The organism is Clostridium neonatale, assembly GCF_001458595.1.
Taxonomy (GTDB): Bacteria; Bacillota; Clostridia; order Clostridiales; family Clostridiaceae; genus Clostridium; species Clostridium neonatale.
Genome location: NZ_LN890327.1, coordinates 430,296 through 450,007, shown reverse-complemented (window position 1 = coordinate 450,007; position 19,712 = coordinate 430,296). Strand labels below are relative to the sequence as shown.

Sequence of the window (19,712 nt, the reverse complement as noted above, 5' to 3'; positions counted from 1 at the left end):
AAATTTATAAATTATCGCAATTATTAAAGTTTTAGATTTTTTTATTTAAAAGTCTTTTATAATTTTTCCAACTATTTAATAATGTTTTTCTCTATTGCATTCCATGCACAAAAGCTGCTTACAAATGAGCATCCTGAAAAACTAAATACTAAAATTACTGGAACTGACATAGGTAAAAATATTATACTTAATACTATCAATAATGAGCATATTAAAAATGCTATAATTGAATTCTTTATATACATTACTGATAATATAAATGAATTCTTTATTATATAATGAAGTTTCAAATTTACGGATACAGCCATTGGATAAGCATATATCCATATCATTCCATATATAATAGTTACTATTGCAATTATAAACATCATACTATAATATGAAATTCCTTCTAGTTGAAAATAATATAAAAATGCACTTATTATTATTATCAAAGTAAGACCACCAAATATGCTTAGTATAAATGATTGTTTCCAATTTTTTCTAAGCCCCTGCTTAAAATCGTAATAAATATCTGATGGTTCATCCTTAACCATTTTTACTGTTACTGCAGTCATTGCTCCAATTGAAGGTCCAATGGTAACTATTGGTATACAACTTACTAAGAATATTAAATTTAGCTTTAGCAATGTTGTAAATTCACGACAAAATATATCTATAAAAAGTGCACTTCCTGTTTTCTTAGGAGCATTTCTATCTACTCCTGGTCCAGCCTTTGTGTAATCTGGAAAAAGTAAAGATCTTATTGTCATAACTTATTCACCTCACTAATTACAAATAGTTAAAGTGCTTTCTTTGTCAAATAAATGAACCTTCTCTAAATTTAATGCTAATTCTACTTCTTCACCCACTTCATATTTCTTATTACCAATTGTACGAATTGTAAATTTCTTTTCACCACATTTTACATATATATATGATTCTGCTCCCATAAGTTCAGAAATCTCTACCTTCCCTTTAATAATATATCTCTTTAATTCTTCTTTTTTTTCTTTGTCTATATAGATATCCCCCGGTCTTATACCTGCCGTTATTTCTTGTCCAACATATTCTTCTAATTTTCCATCTTTATTCTTATCCTTTGGAAGTAAAAGCTTATGCCCATTAAAGTCTATGTAATAATCATCATCTTGTTTTCCAAGTTTGCAATTAAAGAAGTTCATCTGTGGCATTCCTATAAATCCTGCTACAAACATGTTACATGGATAATCATATAAATTTTGAGGTATATCAACCTGTTGAATATATCCATCTTTCATAACAACAATTCTATCTGCCATAGTCATTGCTTCAATTTGATCATGAGTTACATAAACAAATGTTGTTTGTAGTTGTTGATGTAACTTAGTTATTACTGTTCTCATTTCTCCACGGAGCTTTGCATCTAAGTTTGAAAGTGGTTCATCAAACAAGAAAACCGAAGGTTCTCTAACCATAGCTCGTCCTACAGCAACACGTTGTCTTTGTCCTCCTGAAAGTTCCTTTGGTTTACGATTTAATAAATATTCAATATCTAAACTTTTAGCTACTTCTCTTACTTTCTTATCAATTATTTTTTTATCTTCCTTACGCAACTCCATACCAAATGCCATATTTTTATATACAGTCATATGAGGATATAATGCATAATTCTGGAATACCATAGCTATATCTCTATCTTTTGGAGCTACATCATTAACTAAAGTATCTCCTATATACATTTCTCCACCTGTAATATCTTCAAGCCCCGCTATCATTCTTAATGTTGTAGATTTTCCACATCCTGATGGTCCAACTAAAACAACAAATTCTTTATCATTAATTTCTAAATTTAAATCTTCAATAACGGTTACATTACCTGGATAAGTTTTTACAATATTTTTAAGTGATATACCAGCCATAATAAGCCTCCTTATAGATTCATAAATATAATTTTTACTTTGTTTTCTTCTATATCTGTTGTTGTTAAGTTAATTATATTTTTGAAATAGAGCTATGTAAACGTTAGAGGGCATTTGAGTGAATTTTGGTTTATATATAGTAGAATTTGTTTATCCTTTTCTTTAAATCGGTATAAAAGTATAATGAATCTGTTTAATCCTGTTAATACTACTAATGTATTTCATACATAATATAAAAATGAGCTTAAAGTTAAATATATTGGATAACCCAAATATAAAACTTATAAGCTCATTTCTATAATCTTTACTTAATTATAAACTTTTATTAAATTTCACTTTCTGAAATATTCACTTATTATTTTTTCTGCTTTTTTATATTTAATACTATAATCTCCATATAATTTTTCCTGCTCACTTAATGGCGATTTCATAGGCCAATCCCAAAAACAAAATCCATTAATAAAATCTTTTTTAAATGATTCCTCCAAAAATTCCTTATAATACTCATACTGCTCATCTTCTGAACTAATACCATCTTTAACAACAGTCCAGTCATTTGGATTTTTATTAGCCCCTAAAGTTGATGGACAGCCACCTTCAGCAAAAAAGAAAGGTTTATTATATTTTTTTATTACTTTTTCAATTCTTTCAAGCTCTTTACCTATTGTATTTTTAGGATAATATCCAGATGAGGATATATAATCTAAGGCATCCCACCATTTAACATTATGCTCTTGATACTTATCACAGTTATATGTCAATTTACCACTATATACTTTTCTTAACTGCCTTATTAACTCTCTCCACTCATCTTCTCTATGATCTGTTCCTACTAATTCACATCCAATAATGATCATATCAACCTGATTTTCTTCACAAAACTTACCATAAAATAATAAATATTCATAATAATTTTTAAACCAATCACTCCATTTGGGTTCACATGGAACATCTTCATCAAAAAATCTAATATATGCCCTCCAATACCCATCACTAACATTAAGCATTGGTTTTACTATTGTTTTTAAGTTCCTACTTTTAACATAATCTATTAATTTTGAAAGTTCTTTCAAGTTAGGCATATGAGAACCTTTCCAATTTATATTTGTTGAATAGCAATGTTCTTGATATGCAGAAAAGGCAAACGTTATTGTATTTACGCTACATTTTTCAACTTGATAATCAATTTCTTCTTTAACACTTTCAAATCTAAAATCATTTTTCCAATTCCATGTGATAAAATTAAAACTCTTAATCTCAAATTTATTATTCATCTTTAACTCTCCTTAAATATATAATTTTATAAAATTTAACTATTTATTAATAATCAAAACTATATATTTTTCAGATAATTCTTGTCTATATTTTACTTAAATAAACAATATTTTTATTTATATTTCTTATTTATAGTTTACTTTTTGCTAATTATCGCGTTGTTCCCTCCATTCACTATTCATATCTTCTCTTAACTTTTCTGGATTTTCTGAAGTTATATAACTTTGTATAAAACAATAATTTAACCCAACACTATTTTTCAAAGTATAGTATTTATTATATATCTTTCTATCTTCATCAGTTTCATTTAAAAGTTTATCTGACTGAAATTTTACTGGCAAATTAAACTCATTTAGATTATTTAACACTTCCTTAGTTCTTTCACTTTCTTTTGAGTTTGACATTATATTCACCGCTTTTACATATCTATCTTCTTCAAATAAATATTTTAAAAATTCTTTTGCTGCTTCTGGATATTTAGTATTTTTGTTGATTGCTATCTTATAATCACCTGTCATATTTATCACATTAGTATCTGGTAATGGAAACATGCCAATTGAATCTCTACCCATACCTAAATCTTCTAATTGGTATATAAAATCTGAATTCCATATTATCATAGCTATTTTTCCATCTAAAATATCTTCCTTACATTGTCTCCATTCATAATTTAAAGGATCTTCCTCACAATATCCATTAGAATAAATATTTCTTGCCAAATTTAATGCTTTATATATTGCACTATCATTTCCTAATATATCTTCATTATTTAATAATACACCTTTTTCAAAATTTATATTGTATAGATATGGAATTATATCACTCCACATTCTCATGATCCATGATTGCTTATAATTTAATGCTACTGGTACTATACCATTGCTTTTTATTTTATTACATACATCTAAAAATTCCGCTTGATTTGTTGGAAGTCTAGTTATCCCCAACTCCTTAAAAATATCCTTATTATATATTACTCCATGCCAAGATTCAGATGTTGTTAATGTATATAACTTTCCATCAGTCCCCACCCCTGATGAATAGTCATATACTTTTTCTTTAGTAATTCCTAAATCATCTATGGGTAAAAAATATTTATAAAATTCTTTTCTTTGTATAACTGATGGAACTAATGTTACATCTGCCATATCTCCAAGAGATGCCTTTCTCTCCAATATTTCTTCTGCATCACCAATAAGCTCTAATTTTACTGTCACATTGGGGTGAATTTTTTCAAATTCTTCTATTAATTTGTTAAGTTCATCACTTTTATCTGTTCTATTGCTAACAAAACTTATATCCCCTTGTAATTCATCTTCATTTTTATCTGTATAATGCTTTTGAACCTTATTTAAAGCTATAACTAAGGGAATGAATAAAATCACAAAAATTATGCACCATATTTTGTTAGAATTTTTTAGACTTTTCATTAACTTTACCTCTTTCATAAAATAATAACGTTTGTCTAATCCTCTTTATTATTTCTAAAATTATTCGGCGTTGTTCCAGTTATTTTTTTAAATGCTCTGCCAAAACTTATAGAATCATTATATCCTACCATTTTAGCTATTTCATATACTTTTAAATTTGTAGTTACTAATATCTCTTTAGCCTTTTTTATTCTGTAATTAGAGAGAAATTCATAAAACCCCTCCCCTATTTCCTTTTTAAAAAGTTCAGACAAATAATTTTGACTTAAAAAAACCTCATCTGCTACATCTTTTAATGTTATATTTTTATTAAAGTTATTTATTATATATTCTTTTGCCAGCTTTATAACGTTTATATCATTAGATTGATTATCATCTCTTTCAAATATCTCTGCTAATTTTGTTTCATTATTTAAAAAATACGTCTTTGGTTGCATATTATTTAATATCTTTTCTTTTACATTTCTAACTAAATTAGATTGTTCTCTAAGCTTCCATACTTCATCTGTTGTTTCTAGAACATACATATTAATTTTATTTTCTATGAAAGAATCTGCTTTTTCTACTATGCTTTCAATTATTTCATTAAAATCATTATACATTTTATTATTTATGTAAAATATTGTATAAATAATGTTTTTATAATAAAATGAAGAATATTCTATATTTGTATGCTCTTTAACAACTTCTTTTATAAAAGCTGTTACTAAGTTTATGCTTTCATCATTCCTATCAACCACAATCATTTTATAAACATAATTTTCATCTAGTTGCATATTTCTTAATAATGGATTATCATTTTTCTTTCCAAGTTCTTTATTAGAAAATAATATACTTTTGAAGAAGTCTTTCTTTAATATCTCAATTGATTTATTAAATAGTATATTATCGTTCTTATTATGGTTTATTTTTTCTTGGACTTCTTGAATAATGTTCTTTAGCTCGTCTTTTTTAATCGGTTTCAACAGATAGTTAAATGCGCCAAATTTCATAGAGTCTCGCACATAATTAAACTCATCATATCCACTTAATACTATAAATAAAGGTGGTTTTTCCAGTTCTTTTATAGATGTTTCTATTAATTCCACTCCTGTCATTAAAGGCATCTTTATATCTGTTATAACTAAATCTATATCTTGTCCATGTTTTTTTAAATAATCTAGTGCGAGAGCTCCATTTTGGAAACTACCAACTACTTTATAATCATCATTTAACTTCTCCACTATTTTTGATAATCCTATTCTAATTATATTATCATCATCAACAATTGCTATTTTCATTGCTCCTCCTAAACTATTAAACAATAATTTTATAAAACCTTAATAAAATAATAGCATTGATTATTAATAAATATATACTATTATTCTTATAATAGACTCTTTAATATTGAATAAAAAAAATATATACTATATATTATGATTATAATTCAAAATTTTATTATTTAAAATAATTTTTTATTTATCATGATATTATAGGTGATTTTATGAAATTCTTAAAAAATGATTTATCTATAAAAAAGCTGACATTACTTATTTTTATTATTATGTATGTATTATTTTTTATAGTTACAACTTTAAATCTGTATTCATATTCAGAATATGAATTTGCTAAAACCGAAAAGCTCATAAAAAATTTCAATATAAGTTTGACAAAGCAAATAAATCAAAAAATAGATACAGTTCTAGATGTTTCTAAATATCCGTTAATCATTCCTGAAATAGATACTGTAAATAAAATTTTGCAATCAGATAAACCGTATTCAATAGACGAATATAATTATTTATTATATCTTTGTGATATGATGCTTATACAAAATGAATCTGTTAATGGTGCTTATATATATAATTTAACCGGTACAGGCGTATATACTTCAAGAAATAATTCTAATGATATTTTAAAAAATCCATCTTTAGAAAAATGGTTTATAGATGCTGTTAATTCTCCTTCTCAAACTAGTGTAACTGATAACATAGATGTTAGTAATATATTCAAATATACTGATTCATCAGATACTAAGTTAATTGCCATTACTAGAAAAATCATAGATTTAAAAACTCAAAAGATTACTGGAATTTTACTGTTAACATTACCAACTGATTCAATATTATCTTTATTAAAAAGTGATATTCCATTTAATAATCAAGTAATTTCTCTTTATAATTCTTCAGGTAATTTGATTACCAGTACAGATCCAAATAAAACACTTGATCAGTACCAAAAATATATTGATAAAATTAATCCTTCCCCAAATATAGAATATATAAATGATAATCTACAACATATAATTTGCTATAATAATCTTTTACCGTATAAATGGACATTGATAACTTCAATTCCTAAGAATGATGCTTATCACATAAGTAGTCTATATATTATTCTTTTTGTTAGTAATCTAATTTTTTGTTTAATATTATTTATTATAATATATATATTCTTTTTAAGAAGAATATTTCAGCCAATTGAACACTTAATTGAAAATATGAGTAGCCGAATTGAAAAGAATCTAAGTTATAGTTTTAAATATAATAGAAATGATGAAATTGGAATACTAGTAAACTCATATAATGATATGAAAAATAGAATACATAATCTTATTAATATTAACTATAAAAATAAGATTGAACAAAAAGAGCTTGAACTTAAACAACTTCAAAATCAAATCAATCCACATTTTATTTATAATACACTTGAATCTATACATATGATGGCAGAAATTAATGATGATCCTGAAACTTCAACAATGGCTGAATATTTTGGAACAATAATAAGATATAGTATGAATAGACGAATTAATACTGTTAAACTAAAAGAGGAAATAGCTATAATTGAAAATTATATATATCTTCAGCGGATAAGATTTGATACTTTATTTACAATTGAAAATTTAGTAAATGATGATGTCCTTGAATGTGAAATAATTAAAATGATAATTCAACCTTTAATTGAAAATTCAATTTATCATGGTTTAAGTGAATGTAGTGGTGATGGTAAGATTATTATTCAAGCATTACATATAGATAATAATCTTGTTATAACTATTTCAGATAACGGAATTGGAATTGAGGAAAAAAGATTAAGATCATTAAATGATTATATTAATGGGAAAAATGAATCATTTAATGGTATTGCTTTAAGAAATATAAATCGACGCTTAAAATTGCACTATGGAAATGATTATGGATTAGAAGTCTTCAGTGTATTAGGTAAAGGAACATCTATGACCTTAACTCTCCCCTATTTAATAAATTAAATATATGACGTAGAACCAAAGTTTAGAGGATAACAACCGAAATTCAATATATGATATGCTCGATTGTAGGGAAATTTAAGCTAAACTTCTAAAGACAAAGGCTGTGCCCAAAACAATTTGCTCCAACAGCAAGTGTTGGACAAATAATTTTGGAACAGCCTTTGTCTAAGAAGTTAAAAGCTTAAATTTCTAAATACAATACTACGCATATCATATATTTAATTTCTTTGTTCTTCTCTAAAATATAGTTTTCAATCAATTGAAGTAACTTATGAAATTACCTATAAACTCAACCTTCCCCCATAAAATAAGAAAAGATCCGAATTGCACATAGCTGCTCTTTGGCATATAATGCTTGGTGAGGTACGTACCTAGCTGTATAGCCCATCTTCATCTACTGATGAAGAGATTTCTTTTATTGATACATTTTAAAAAATAATAAAATATTAACTTTTTAAATTTTAATATAATTATATATAGCAACGTAACATTGATACTATGAATTTAGATGAAACAAAGAAATAAAGCACTTATGTGGTGCGGTGTCTTGCATTAAAAAATGAAGCTTTAGAATTTTTACATCAATGATTGTTTCAAAATTGTTTGTCCAATTTTATATTGGAACAAACGGTTTTGAGCACAATCATTGATGTTTGAATTCTTAGCTTCATTTTTGTAGCAAGCGAGCACCATATAAGTGCTTTATTTCGGTTCTTATCCTCTAAACTCTAATTTATTTAGCATTTTATTAGATGTATTAATTTTCCTGCATAGTCTCCATATAAGTCAGTTAGATTTATACCCCCGTTCATAAGTACTCCACCTGAATATATTTCATTTGTTTCTTCATTTCTATACATTGAGTTTTCATCTAATCCTTTTAATTTTATTCTTCTGCTATGATAATTAGGTCTGCCTAAAACTTGAATACATGTAATTAACGCTTCATCTTTGTTCTTTGAAACTACTGCCCAAGAATCAAAATTATTATTTTCAGAGAAATTATCAATTCTATAATAATCACCTTCTCTAACTAAATCATTATATTTATGATACATTGCAACTTGTTTTGGTATCATATTTCTATCTTCTTCTGATATCTTAGTAATATCTAGCTCATATCCAAATGTTCCACTAAGCGCCACATATCCTCTTGTCTCAAAAGGAGTAGTTCTTCCTACTGTATGGTTTGGGCAATCACTTACGTGGGCCCCCATTGCTGATAATGGATAAACCATAGCTGTTCCTTCTTGAATTTTTAGTCTTTCAATTGCATCAGTATCATCAGAGCACCAGATTTGTGGACTATAATATAACATTCCTGGATCAAATCTTGCTCCTCCACCAGAACAATTTTCAAGTAATATATTTGGAAAATCAGTTGTTAATCTGTTCATCATATCATATACTGCGAGTACATATCTATGAAGTATCTCACCATGCTGCTCCTTTCCAATAACACTACTTCCTAAATCAGTAATCTGCCTATTCATGTCCCACTTAACATAAGTTATATTTGCACTTGAAAGAACCTTTTTTATACTTTCATAAATATAATCCACAACTTCTTTTCTGGTTAAATCTAGAACATATTGTTCACGGCATAAAGCTGGTGTACGTCCATCTATATGTATACACCAATCTGGATGTTCTCTATATAAATCTGAATCTGGAGATATCATTTCTGGTTCAAACCAAATTCCAAATTCTAATCCTAATTTATTTACTTCATCAACAAGATATTTCAATCCACCTTTTATTTTATTTTCATTAATAATCCAATCTCCAAGTGAAGAATTATCTGCATTTCTATGGCCAAACCATCCATCGTCCATAACAAGCATCTCAATTCCAACATTGGCTGCTTCTCTAGCAATTAATAATAGCTTATCTGTGTCAAAGTCAAAATACGTTGCTTCCCAATTATTAATTAAAATAGGTCGTTTTTTATCTTTAAATTTTCCTCTTATTAAATGGTTACGATATAAATCATGGAAAGTTCTTGTCATTTTTCCTATACCTTCATCAGAATATACCATAACAACTTCTGGAGCTACAAACTCTTCATTAGGTTCTAATTTCCACTCAAAATCACTTGGATTAATTCCCATAAGTACTCTTGTTGTATCAAATTGGCATCCTTCTACTTGTGCTAAAAAATTTCCTGAATATACTAAGTTAAATCCATATACTTCACCAAAATCCTGTGTTGCACTACTATCTAAAAGTACTATAAAAGGATTATCTTGATGACTAGATTCTCCTCTTACTGAAGATACTGTCTGTGTTCCATAAGTAACTTTTTTTCTCAAAATATGTCTTTCTCTAGCCCATGAACCATGTAATGAAATCATATCATAATTTAGTCCATCAAAATCTATACACATTGATAAAACTTTTGTAAGATAAACCTCTTCTTTTCCAATGTTTTCAACTCTAACACTTCTTGTTATTACATCTAAGCTTTCAAAAACAGTATATATTAAAATTACTTCTAAATTCGCATCTTCATCTAAACATGTTATTTCAAGACTTGTACACTCATTATTTTTACCAAAGGTAGCAGGAAGATCTTTAAGCTCTTTCTTGCCTTCATAAATTTTATGTGAACAATATCTAAGTTTACATGTTGTATTTCCATTGAAATCTTTTATTGCTAATGCAGTTTCTCTAAAATCTCCTATACCATGAGTTGAATATTCCATTGGAAAGCTATCATAAAATGATACTCTATCTCTATTATTTTTAGATGGAACATATGGCGGCTCTTCTAAACGTAATAAATAATTAACATTTTCATCAATAATCTTTTTTCCATAATAAACATGACCTATAAATTTTTCTTCATCAACAATTGATATGATATATGATGTATTCTTCGCATCTAACTTAAATATTTTATCATCTTCAAAAAATTTTATGCCCATTGTTATCCTCCTTATTATTAATCTATATTTCTATAGAAAAGGTTTACTATATATTGACGATAATATAAACATTAATCTTAATCAATGCTATTTTTTAATATCATTTATATTTGTATCAAATGCCGAATTTTTGTATATAAAACTCAAAAACAATGGGCTGTTGCACAAACTAGAATTTAAGCAAGAGCCCAAATTTTATATTTGGCTGCTCGAGCTTACTCCTATGAACGAATGTGAATAGTGAGTTTCCTTTAACACTTAACCTAAAAATTCTTCAAATCTTGAAACACTATTCTTTTTGCCGATTACTACAATTAAATCATTTTCGGATAAAATACAGTCTGGGCTTATCTCAAAAAACTCAAAACAATAAGTCTACTTGGACTTATGTTTTTTATAATTTCATGTTTAATCTCCTCGTTTCACTCATAATTGAATTCTATTTTTATGAACACTTAATTATCAAAAGCTGATAATTTTCTTATTGCAAAATATCCAATTAAGAATGTTCCTATACTTATTATTATATTTATTCCTGATGGTATTCCCGGAAATACTTCTATAACTGATGCAATTACAAAACCAAGAATTATTAAATATGTTGGTGCAGTATATGTATTCATTGCTTTCTCTAAAATTCTAGTTGTCAATATTATTCCCAAAAGTACTCCTACACCTAATGGAATTAGATATGGTAAATAAAATTGATCAATTGCCTTCATAGTTTCTTCGTACATTCCTAGTACTAAAAGCATATAGGATACACTTATTCCTGGTAAAACTAATGCTATAGCGGCAACAATTCCTGCAATTACTAAAAGCAATATATCAGTTACTCCAATATCTAAATTTACTGAAAATAATTCTTCTGGAATAAATGAAATCATAAATATAATAGCCATTCCTAATATAGTATATAATATTACTGATAATGATATTTTTTTTATATCTGCTTTCTTATAAATCATAGGAATTGATCCAACTACTGCCCCCATAAATAAATACATCATTGGAAAAGTAAATGTATCAGTTAAATAAAGCAGTGGTTTTGCAAATAATAAAATTCCTATACCTGCCCCTAAAACAAATGTTCCTAAAACTATAATACTTTGCTTTTTATGTTTAAAAAACGAACTTACAGATGTTATTAATTTATCATATATTCCAAGAATCATTGCCATTGATCCTCCGCTAACACCTGGTATAAGCATAGAACCTCCTACAAATAATCCTTTAAGCATATTTAATAAAATATTACTATCCACAATGTTCTCCTTTCTCTTTCTAAATTTATTTATAATATGAAAGAGGTATAAACTACCATTTAATAACGTGTAGATTATACCTCTTTATATCATTTTCATTAAAAATATTACTCTGCCTTATATCACTAACCGATCTAATGTCTTTCATATTCATCTCTTTACTTTCCTCTTAATTAATAGGGCTAATAATATTAATTTATTATATCCTATTAAGTCTACTATATCAACAATTAGTTAGCTCAATATATATAAAAATCATTATATATATTCCTCCTAATCTTATGTTTTTCTTAAATCTTAACAATAATTACGAAATATATGCAATTATTCAGTTTTACTTTAATTTAATACGCATTATGTATATTTGTTACAAAAATAATACTATAATATCATTGATGTGTCTTTATATTCCAAAAGATATAACTTATTTATTTTATTGAATATCTTATATCAAAAAAATTAATTATTAAGGAGGAGTTATTTATGGTAAGAATCAAATTATTCTGTGCTTCTGGTATGTCTACTAGTGTTTTAGTTGGCAAAATGAGAGACGCTGCTAAAGCAAAAGGAGTTGACTGCGAAATAAACGCATACTCTGAATCACAACTAGATCAACATTTAGGCAGCATGGATGTAGCTTTACTTGGACCTCAAGTAGCGTATACACTATCTAAGGTTAAAGAGAAGTGTGATCCAGCAGGTGTTCCAGTTGAAGTTATCCCTATGGTTGACTATGGGATGATGAATGGAGCTAAGGTTTTAGATTTAGCTTTAAGTCTAGCTAAATAAGCAATCCTTTGTAAAGGATTGTAAAATCCTAAGCAAGTAACTTTCTTATATTGTTTAGGATTTCAATATAAAATTATTTTTTAAAGGAGAGAAATATTATGTCAGTTAGTCAAGTTATGAACGACAAAGTAGTTCCTGTGGTAATGAAATTTGTTAACATGAAAGGCATTGTTGCACTAAAAGACGGTATGCTTTACACATTACCATTAAATATCATTGGATCAATATTTCTATTAATAGCTGCTTTTCCATTGGAATCATTCACTAACTTTATGGTAAATACTTTCGGTCCAAGCTGGAATGATCCATTATACAAATGTCAAGATGCCACAATGAATATAATGGCGCTTGTAGGTCTTATAGGTATGGCTTATGTTTATGCAAGAAATGAAGGTGTTGAACCTTTATCAGCATCATGTATTTCTTTAAGCACTTATTTAATACTTAATAATAATTTCACTATGTTCACTCCAGAAGGAGCTACAGATGCTTTACAAGTTGGAAGCGTAATTCCCTTGGATTGGACAGGTGGTAAAGGTATGTTTACGGCCATATTGGTTTCTTTATCTGTAGCAGCAATATATTCTTGGTTTATACACAAAGATATTAGAATTAAAATGCCAGCTGGTGTACCAGAAGGTGTTGTTAATTCTTTCTCAGCTTTAATTCCAGCAGCTGCAATCCTTGTAGGTTCAACTTTAATTTATGGAATATTCAAATTTGGATTTGATACTTCATTACCAGAAATGATTTACAAATTCTTACAAATACCATTACAAGGCGCTTCCGATTCATTAGGTGGAGCAATATTAATTACATTCTTCGTTCCATTCTTATGGTTCTTTGGTATCCACGGTGGAGTTACAGTTGGAGGTATGGTTGGAACTCTTTTGACAGCTAACACTATGGATAATGCAGCTCTACAAGCAGCAGGTACATTAGATTTAGCTCACGGAGCTCATATAGTTACTCAACAATTCCTTGATAACTTCGTCAACTTATCAGGTTCAGGCCAAACACTTGGAGTAGTATTATTTATGCTATTCTTCGCTAAATCAGCTCAATTTAAGCAACTAGGTAAATTGGCTGGACCAGCAGAATTATTCAACATTAATGAACCAATACTATTTGGTACTCCAGTTGTAATGAACCCAATAATCGGTGTACCATTTGTTTTAGTACCAGTTATCAATTCAATATTATTATACATGGCAATTAAGACTCAAATAATTCCTCCAATGGGTGGACAATTACCACCATGGACAGTTCCACCAATAATTTCAGGTTTCATATTAGGTGGATGGAAATATGCAGTAATGCAATTAGTTGTACTAATAGTAGGATTTATAGTATACTTCCCATTCCTTAAGAAGCTTGATACAATGAACTACCAACAAGAACTTGATGCATCAAATGGAGCACAAGCTTAATTAGTCTTCTTAAATTAATATAATTTAAATATGTTAATTTTTATAATATTTATAGACTCTCTTGAATAAGAAATAGAGAGGTTAGATTCAAACTGAATCCAAACTCTCTATTTTATTTTTAAGTATTATATAAGTTGTTATAATTATTTAAAATATCTTTCTCAACTACCTCTAATAAATCTGATAGATATAATTTTCATCCTTATAATTTTATGTATATTTTTATTTAAAGAATTCTATTCCATAATACTTTAATAGCTCACCTGCAAGCTTTTCTCCTGCAACTTTAGATCCTTCTAGATTTGGATGAACACCATCTATACATTGAACATTCCATTCAGATGTATCAATGAATACTGTATTTTCTGTCATTGAGACTACTTTCTTTATTTCTTCTTTCCGCACATTAATAAATGGTAACATCAAAAATATAGTTACTCCACTATATTTATCTTGTATTCTTACTACACATCTTAATAATTCATCTTGAAACTCTTCCATTGATGCATCATTATCATTAGTTCCCATATTTATAACTATGAAATCTGGAAATTGTGATTTTTCTTTTGTTATAGAATCCATATTATCAATAAAGTCTATAAATTTAGGAACTCCTCCAGTTCCACCTTTAGTTACACCTGCTGCTGAAAAAGCTACTCTTACATTCAAGCAGCCCAATGTCTCACAGCATTTAGCTACATAATTTGCTTCCGCCGCATAACCTTGGCTTGGTGTATTTCTATCTAGTAACCAACATCCTGCAGTTATGCTATCTCCATAAAATAATCCTATTTTTTTATTTTGTGTAAAAGGTTCGATCTTTCCATCTACATCAATATCTATTCCTGTAAAAGCTATTCCTTGTTCTTTATTCCATACTTCATCTTCATCTTTATTTCCAGAAACTACAATCTTTAGTATATATTCTTTATCTTTATCTAAGTTATCTATTATAAATGGTGAATTTGATACATTATCTCTAATATAATCCTCATCATTAATCTTATAAGCAATTTCAACTGGATTGCCAATTGGATTAGTATTTAAGAAATTTATTTTTATTGTTTTAGTACCTTTAATTTTTGCATGTATTTCTGATCCCAAATTTATCGTATATATGCATTCTGCATTATCTATTATTTTTTCTGTCCATCTTCCTAAGAAATAATATTTTGAAAAATCATTTCTTAGTACAATATGTTCTTTATTTATTGATTTTAGATTTTTAAATTTTCCCTTAAAATATATTATAAAAATAGTTGTAAATATAAAAAGCGGAAGATACCTAAGATAAAATTTATTACTAAAATTTATAAAATAAGATATTAATTGATATTTAATATCTCCTGAAGGATATATTTCAATTATATCTTTTAATGTTGATGATAATACCATAGGTATTTCAATAAGAATTATTATCCATGCGTTTTTTCTAAATATGTATGTAGAAAAAAGTGCTATAAATAGTGATAAAATAATTATTGCTATAAAACAAATTAATATATTCATAAATTTACTCCTGTTAATATTTTGATAATAATCCTTAGTATACACTATTTATTGTTTATTTGCTATTTGTTCCGCTCAGTGGAACAACAATTTTACAGAATGGGATATGTCAATTGTATGATAACGTAAACATTGTATAATTAAATTATAAGAAAAACAAATCATTGAATAAATATATATTATTAACCATATTAATTGGGAGGTTGAGATTTATGTTAAAAGTAAATGTAGGATCAAGTATATCATCTTGTGCAAAAACTGCAGGTAAAGAAGCTGCATCTAAGGCAAAGCTTGGTCTAGATTCAATAAAAATGGCATTTGTTTATGGTAGTTGTGATTACAATATTGATGAAATGTTATCTGGGGTAGCTGAAGAGCTTCCTGATATACCTCTAATCGGAAATACTTCATTCACAGGAATCATAACACCTGAAGGTTTTATTGGTTCTGACGATGGATTTGTTGGTGTAATGGCACTCTCTGACCCTGATATGATAATTGGTATAGCGTCTAAAGAACGTGGAGCTTCTCCTGTTGAAGATGGTAAATTAATTGCTGCTGAAGCTATGAAAGCTGCTAATCAAAACTCTTCTCCAAATTTCTTTTATATGGCTGCATCACCAGCAGAAGAAGAATTTTATTTAAAAGGCATAAGCTCTATTATTGGAAGAATTCCTTTCTTTGGTGGAAGTGCCGCTGATAATAGTATCTCAGGAAATTGGAAATTATACACTGATAATTCTCAATTTTCAGATGGTGTTGTTATTGCATTTTTCTATGGAGATATAAAAATGACCAACCTCTTCACTGGAACTTATAGAGAAACTGATGATTTTGGAGTAATAACAAAAATAGATGGTAATCGTACATTAGTTGAAATTGATGGTGTTCCTGCTACCAAAAAATATGCTGAATGGAGAGGAATTGACATGGAAGCCGTTACTGGCGGAAACTTACTTTCAACTACTATAACATCTCCTCTTGGTGTAAAAGACCGTTTAGGTGATTTAATCGCAATACGTCATCCTATGAATGGAAATGATGATCTTTCTATGGCTATTGGTAACAATTTATCTGAGAAAACATGTGTAATTCGTATGGAAGCAACTGTTGATGAACTAATTTCATCTACTGGTGAAACATTAAAAGCTTTAATAGAAAAAATGGATAAGCCTCCAATAGCATTTCATTTAGTTCATTGTGGTGGCCGTCGAGCTGGTATAGATAGTAGAATAGATGAAGTTGCAAAGCTTATTAAAGAAGCTGCTGGTGATATCCCTTTCATTGTAGAGTTTACATTTGGTGAATATGGATTTGAAAGTGACAATAATAATACTTGTGGTGGTTTAATGCTTTCTTTCACTGGATTTTTAGAGTAAACGGTAACAAATATAGATTATTTCTAGAATTATATATATATGAATGGAGGATTTTATTATGAAAATGATTATTGATGGTAAGGCTGTTGATTCTTCAGATGGCAAAGTATTAAATGTTTTAAATCCTGCTACTGGAGAAGTTATTGATACTGTTCCATTAGCTACTGAAGATGATGTTAATAAAGCTGTATCTTGTGCAAAAGAAGCACAAAAGATCTGGGCTAAAGTTCCAGTATATGAGAAAGTAGAAATACTAAAAAAATTTATAAATCTTGTTTTAGAAAATAAGGAAGATTTAGCAAGAACATTATCTAATGAAACTGGCAAGCCAATTAAAGAAGCTAGAGCTGAAATTGCAAATATTCCAATTGCTTTTGATGCTTTCTCTGAAAAAGCTAAACATTTATATGGCACAGTGGTTCCAGCAGGATTAGAAGCTGGACAAGATAAAAATATATTATTTACTCAAATGGAACCAATTGGTGTAGTTGCTTGCGTAATACCATTCAATTTCCCTTGTGACCTATATGATCAAAAAGTTGCTCCAGCTTTACTTGCTGGTAATGCTGCAATTGTAAAGCCATCAACTGATAATCCTTTAACTTTATGCAAGTTAACAGAGTTAATGGTAAAGGCAGGTGTAACTCCTGGTGCAATACAAATAATTACTGGACGTGGTTCTTCTGTTGGAAGCTGGCTTTGTTCTAATCCCGATGTACATTTAGTTACTTTAACAGGATCAACAGAAGTTGGAATAGAAACTGCAAAAGCTTGTGCAGATAATTTAACTCATGTTGCTTTAGAATTAGGTGGAAATGACGCATTCATTGTTTTAGAAGATGCTGATATAGATTTAGCTACAGATGAATTATTATGGGGGCGTATGTATAATACAGGGCAAGTTTGTTGTGCTTCAAAGAGATTTTTAGTTCATAAAAATGTTGCTTCTGAATTTTCTAAGAAGGCTGTAGAAAAGATAAGTGCAATTAAAGCTGGAATGCCATCAGATGAAGATTCTGAACTTGGATGTTTAATTAGTGAAAGAGCTGCAATTAAAGTTGAAGATCAAGTAAATCTCACTGTATCTCAAGGTGGAAAAGTAATCTTAGGTGGAAACAGAAACGGTGCTTTTTATGATCCTACTGTAATTATAGATGTTCCTAAAACTGCTGATGTTGCTATTGATATGGAGATTTTCGGACCTGTTGTTCCTATAATTACATTTGATACAATTGAGGAAGCAATAGAAATTGCTAATAGTTCTAAATTTGGTTTATGCGGCTGTGTATTTAGCCAAAATATGAAAAATGCATTTTATGTAGCTAACGCATTAGAATGTGGTGGTTCAGTCATTAATGGTGCCAGCTTCTTTAGAAGTTTTGAAATGCCTTTTGGAGGATATAAATTCTCAGGTATTGGTACAGAAGGTGTAATGAGTACATTTAATGAAATGACAAGAACAAAATCAATAGTGCTCAAAAATATCCTATAATATATTATCTCATATTAATTAACAAGGGGAGCTGAAATTTTCAGCTCCCCTTCCACTTAAATTCAAATATTTTAAACTATTATATATTTTATAAATTAATTTTCCAAGTACCCCATTCTTCTAGAAATCTGACTTGCAGCTTCTTTTACATGCTCTATAATAATTGGTAATTTTTCATCAGACATTTGTGCTACATGTCCACTTGCACTAATTGAAGCAATTGCATCTCCTCTATAGTCAAAAATAGTTGCTCCAACGCATCTATGTCCCATAATATATTCTTCATCATCAATTGCCCAACCTTGTTGTCTTACTTTTTTTAGGTGCTTTTTTAAATCTTTCATATTAGTTATAGTATTTGGGGTAAATTCTTCAAATGTGCAATTATACAGTGCCTCATCTAATTCATCCCCAGAAAGACTTGCTAAAAGACATTTTCCCATAGATGAACAAAATGCTGGTGATCTATACCCTACTTGAGAATAAAGCCTTGTAGTTGGATACAAATCTAGCTTTTCAATATATATTACTTCATGTGCTTCTAATATACCTAAATGTACTGTTAAATTTAGCTCAGATCTAAGTTCAGATAAAAACGGCTTTGACTCTGTCTGTAATTCTAATCCATTTATATGATAACTAACGATTTCTATAAGTTTTATACCTATATAATAGCATCCATTATTATCTTTTTCTACATAGTGACGTATATTCATTGCTTTTAGTAACCTATACGCTGTAGATTTACTTATTCCTGTTGCTTTTGAAATTTCAGTTAAATTCATTGGATGATTCTCTTTAGATAATAATTCAATAATATCAAATGCACGATCCATAACCCTTACACTAGATTCCATAAACTTCTCACCCTCTATTTAAATATAATCATGATGTATAATATTTTTCTTTTTGGTAAACCATTACAAATATTATACATCATCTACTTATTTATTTCATTAATAATGCATAACAAAATTAGAATTTAAGTGAGAGCTAAAATTTTACATTTGGCTACTCTAGCTTACTCCTATGAACGGATGTGAATAGTGAGTTTCTTTATCCAATGCTCAATGATCAATTTTCAAT

General features: G+C 28.2%; 14 protein-coding genes. 5 read left to right on the top strand and 9 right to left on the bottom strand.

The window, feature by feature from the left end:
• Window positions 1-71: 71 nt before the first annotated feature.
• From BN2920_RS05465 to BN2920_RS05445, 5 genes are all read right to left on the bottom strand, one after another.
• On the bottom strand, window positions 72-752 hold the full coding sequence (locus BN2920_RS05465) for a YesL family protein (protein WP_058294005.1): 681 nt from the start codon (window positions 750-752) through the stop codon (window positions 72-74).
• Window positions 753-767: 15 nt separating this feature from the next.
• Complete coding sequence (locus tag BN2920_RS05460) at window positions 768-1,880, bottom strand: ABC transporter ATP-binding protein (RefSeq protein ID WP_058294004.1); 1,113 nt, start codon at window positions 1,878-1,880, stop codon at window positions 768-770.
• 332 nt (window positions 1,881-2,212) lie between these two features.
• A complete protein-coding gene (locus BN2920_RS05455) occupies window positions 2,213-3,154 on the bottom strand; it encodes a glycoside hydrolase family 113 (RefSeq protein ID WP_058294003.1) in 942 nt (313 codons plus the stop codon).
• A 147-nt stretch (window positions 3,155-3,301) separates the two neighbouring features.
• Window positions 3,302-4,585, bottom strand: a complete 1,284-nt coding sequence (locus BN2920_RS05450; RefSeq protein WP_242868309.1) for an ABC transporter substrate-binding protein — start codon at window positions 4,583-4,585, stop codon at window positions 3,302-3,304.
• Window positions 4,586-4,620: 35 nt separating this feature from the next.
• Window positions 4,621-5,865 (bottom strand): response regulator transcription factor, encoded by a 1,245-nt coding sequence (locus tag BN2920_RS05445; RefSeq protein WP_058294001.1) that lies wholly within the window; start codon window positions 5,863-5,865, stop codon window positions 4,621-4,623.
• A 203-nt stretch (window positions 5,866-6,068) separates the two neighbouring features.
• Here BN2920_RS05445 and BN2920_RS05440 point away from each other — a divergent pair, with 203 nt between their 5' ends.
• A complete protein-coding gene (locus tag BN2920_RS05440) occupies window positions 6,069-7,835 on the top strand; it encodes a cache domain-containing sensor histidine kinase (RefSeq protein ID WP_058294000.1) in 1,767 nt (588 codons plus the stop codon).
• Between the two features lie 737 nt (window positions 7,836-8,572).
• Here the strand turns inward: BN2920_RS05440 and BN2920_RS05435 are convergent.
• Window positions 8,573-10,762, bottom strand: a complete 2,190-nt coding sequence (locus BN2920_RS05435) for an alpha-galactosidase (protein ID WP_058293999.1) — start codon at window positions 10,760-10,762, stop codon at window positions 8,573-8,575.
• A gap of 455 nt (window positions 10,763-11,217) precedes the next feature.
• Complete coding sequence (locus BN2920_RS05430) at window positions 11,218-12,027, bottom strand: DUF368 domain-containing protein (RefSeq protein ID WP_058293998.1); 810 nt, start codon at window positions 12,025-12,027, stop codon at window positions 11,218-11,220.
• Between the two features lie 483 nt (window positions 12,028-12,510).
• Between BN2920_RS05430 and BN2920_RS05425 the strand changes: the two genes are divergently transcribed.
• Window positions 12,511-12,816, top strand: coding sequence for a PTS sugar transporter subunit IIB (locus tag BN2920_RS05425; protein ID WP_058293997.1), 306 nt, complete (start codon window positions 12,511-12,513; stop codon window positions 12,814-12,816).
• Between the two features lie 98 nt (window positions 12,817-12,914).
• Entirely contained in the window at window positions 12,915-14,246 is a 1,332-nt protein-coding gene (locus BN2920_RS05420; RefSeq protein WP_058293996.1) for a PTS sugar transporter subunit IIC, read from the top strand.
• Window positions 14,247-14,468: 222 nt separating this feature from the next.
• Here BN2920_RS05420 and BN2920_RS05415 read toward each other — a convergent pair whose 3' ends face one another.
• A complete protein-coding gene (locus BN2920_RS05415) occupies window positions 14,469-15,755 on the bottom strand; it encodes an SGNH/GDSL hydrolase family protein (RefSeq protein ID WP_058293995.1) in 1,287 nt (428 codons plus the stop codon).
• 212 nt (window positions 15,756-15,967) lie between these two features.
• On the opposite strand from BN2920_RS05415, the gene BN2920_RS05410 reads away from it, so the two are divergent.
• Both BN2920_RS05410 and BN2920_RS05405 read left to right on the top strand, forming a co-directional pair.
• A complete protein-coding gene (locus tag BN2920_RS05410; RefSeq protein ID WP_058293994.1) occupies window positions 15,968-17,134 on the top strand; it encodes an FIST signal transduction protein in 1,167 nt (388 codons plus the stop codon).
• Window positions 17,135-17,192: 58 nt separating this feature from the next.
• On the top strand, window positions 17,193-18,626 hold the full coding sequence (locus tag BN2920_RS05405; RefSeq protein WP_058293993.1) for an aldehyde dehydrogenase family protein: 1,434 nt from the start codon (window positions 17,193-17,195) through the stop codon (window positions 18,624-18,626).
• Between the two features lie 95 nt (window positions 18,627-18,721).
• Here BN2920_RS05405 and BN2920_RS05400 read toward each other — a convergent pair whose 3' ends face one another.
• Window positions 18,722-19,483 carry an IclR family transcriptional regulator gene (locus BN2920_RS05400; RefSeq protein ID WP_058293992.1) on the bottom strand — a complete coding sequence of 254 codons (762 nt, stop codon included), beginning with the start codon at window positions 19,481-19,483 and terminating at the stop codon, window positions 18,722-18,724.
• Window positions 19,484-19,712 lie beyond the last annotated feature (229 nt).